Below are 2,823 nucleotides of genomic sequence, written 5' to 3'. Positions count from 1 at the left end.
TGTATAAGAGACAGCATTTATATATGATACCAAGTCATAAGGAGATTTCTAGTTATTTTTATATATATTTGAGCTTTTTTCTAAAAAAATAAAGATATATAAAATTTAACATGTTTCTATTTAATAAAATCGTCAGAAATCGCCTATATATCAACGTTTTAATTCATAATGTTTAGAATCAATATATAGGCTGTATTATCGTTATATATTTTTTATTCAAATATGTATAAAATAATTCGTTACTTAATATATACTTGTATGTATATATTCTTGTATTTGCAAGTATTATAGATTAAGTTTAGCTAGCTTAGTTTATTAATATTTTGGAAAATATTTTACTCTTACAATCTCTATTTAACAGATATTTGGCATTTTCAAGCAATTTATACTTAAGTATTTTTATGTAAGAATTTACCAATGAAATATGTAAATAGCTATAAAAATTAAGCGGAATATAGCTGACTCATCCAGCTTACATTCCGCTTTTTGTGGTATGAAATTTTAAGTTACTATGGTTTATCTATTATTATTTATGGGCTGTTAGATGATTTTTTTAGTTGATATGTTTTAAATTTACCAACTCGGCTTTTGTGTAATCGCCCTTGAAATATTTGTAAATATTATTTATAGTATCTGCCGCCCCTTGCTTGAAGGCATCTTGTGAATAGAATGCTATGTGTGGGGTTATAAATACCGTATCTAGGTTGATAAGTTTGTTATTGTAAACATCTGGATATTCGGTGGAAAGTACATCTAAGATTGCATAAGAAAGTTTCCCTTCCTTTAGAGCCTCATAGAGGTCATCTTCATTTACCACTCCTCCTCTTGAAGAATTGATAAAGACCGCTTCTTCTTTTACAAGAGAGAAAAGCTTCTTGTCTATAAGTTTTTCTGTACTTTCATTTAGAGGAAGATGAGAGGATATATAATCGCATTTTTCAAATATTTCTTCAAGGCTTGCTTTTTTTACACCAAGTTTTTCAAAGTCTTCATCAGAAACAAAAGGATCATAAACTAAAACATCTGCTCCAAAGGCCGCTAATCACTTTGTAACTAATCTTGGTATGCTTCCAAAGCCAATGAGTCCAACCTTTTGCTTGGCTAATCTTCTCATACTTGGAAATAACTCATAGTCCCATTTTTTGTCAATTTTTACAGAATTATTGAAATCATTCAATCTCCTATTGTGCATAAGGATAGATCCCAAGACCCAATCAGCTACTTCTTGGGTACAATACTGGCTACAGTGGCCCACTGGAAGTTTGATTTCGTTGGCAAAGTCTAGGTCAATTGAGTTAAATCCTATAGACCTATACATAACCATCTTTAGATTTGGTAAAGATTCTAAAACCTTCTTTGTTAAAGGTTCATACACAGCTATGATTACATCAGCATCTTTTGCATTTTCTATGACTTCTTCTTCTGTTGTGGATGGTCTTACCAAAACTTCAGCACAAAATCCCAATTCTTTTATAGTTTTTTCTTCGACTTCATTCATATTATCTTCGAATAATCTAACAATTTTTACCATAGATACCTCCTATTTTACGAACAAAACGACAAATGGTAGGGCTATAAATGTTCTTTCCAAAAAGATGATAATTACATCAATAAATCTTGGAACCATTTTTGTAGATGTAAGTAGGGTTGCTGTTTCTGATAGGTAGATTATAGATATAATACTCATCATCGCAACTATTACTCTAGTTTGAACACTTTGGATAGATTCTCCTATAATAACTGGCAAGTAGTTATCTGCTAGGCCTGACATTATAGCACTTGCAGCCACCTTAGATTCCTAAACTCCCATAAGAGATAAGATCCACTCTATTGGTAAAGATACATAGGAAAGAACTGGTGTATGCGTTGCTAAAATAAGGGCAGCAGTTCCCCAGAATACTATTATTGGTGTTAACCAAAATATATAGAAGGTCATATTATCAATCTTTGAAATGAAATTTTCACTTGTTACTTGGGATGCTCTGTTTGAAGCCCCCTCAATTGCTCTTGCTATAACACTTCCTTGCTTAGCTGTATCGTTTTTAATGCTTGTTTCCTTATTACTTTCTGAATATACATCAGCATAAGAAGAAACTGGTTTTATTATAACAGATATGAAGGCAACTATAATAGAGACTACAAATAAACCCAATAATATAGATCCAAAGTAATCCATAACTCCGAGTACTGAGGAAACAACAACTACCCAGCCTATACTACCAGTTGTAAATTGTGTAGATATGATTGCTGCTTCTCTAAGAGTGTAATATCCTTGGTCAAACAACTCGCTAGTTCCCATAATCGCTGCATTTCCAGGTCCTACCCAAGCACTTATTATGCTTGTCGCACAAATTTCTGAAACTTTAAAAAGCGGTTTTACTATCTTTCCAACAAACTGTCCCAAAAATTCCATAGCTCCAAATTCTAGGATAAAGGTTTGAAATAAAAGCATGGATGGAACAACAACAGAAAGTTGACTTGCTAATGATAACATAGATCCACCAGTATCTTCTGAAATAATGAAGTTAGGTCCTACTTTAAAGTAAATCATAAGTGCTAAAATAGCTCCTATAATCCTATTTGCCACATAAAATGGTGATGTAACAAATAATTTTTTCATAAGCCTGTTATTCGCAAAGTAAGTCCTATCATTAAACAAGTTAAACAAGGAAATTAAGGCACTAGCACAAATGCACAAAACTACCAAGGGTGTAAGAATGTTATTGAACTTACTTACAAATAATTTCACATAGTAAAATAGAACAGTATCTACCCTGTCTCTTATACACATCTCCGAGCCCACGAGACTATTGCGCTCATCTC

At 32.2% G+C, this 2,823-nt stretch carries 3 protein-coding genes and 1 pseudogene; all 4 read right to left on the bottom strand.

The window, feature by feature from the left end:
• Positions 1 to 553: 553 nt before the first annotated feature.
• Positions 554 to 1,030: pseudogene (locus Q0W95_RS07830) on the bottom strand (NAD(P)-dependent oxidoreductase); the annotation flags it as partial.
• A gap of 12 nt (positions 1,031 to 1,042) precedes the next feature.
• Entirely contained in the window at positions 1,043 to 1,531 is a 489-nt protein-coding gene (locus tag Q0W95_RS07825; RefSeq protein ID WP_297791570.1) for a hypothetical protein, read from the bottom strand.
• A gap of 9 nt (positions 1,532 to 1,540) precedes the next feature.
• Positions 1,541 to 1,789, bottom strand: coding sequence for a hypothetical protein (locus Q0W95_RS07820; RefSeq protein ID WP_297791567.1), 249 nt, complete (start codon positions 1,787 to 1,789; stop codon positions 1,541 to 1,543).
• A gap of 9 nt (positions 1,790 to 1,798) precedes the next feature.
• On the bottom strand, positions 1,799 to 2,823 hold a 1,025-nt coding region (locus Q0W95_RS07815; protein ID WP_297791564.1), incomplete at its 5' end, for an arginine transporter.

Source organism: uncultured Anaerococcus sp., assembly GCF_947253225.1.
GTDB lineage: Bacteria > Bacillota > Clostridia > Tissierellales > Peptoniphilaceae > Anaerococcus.
The sequence above is the reverse complement of the archived record's forward strand: the minus strand, read 5'-3'. Positions and strand labels throughout refer to the sequence as shown.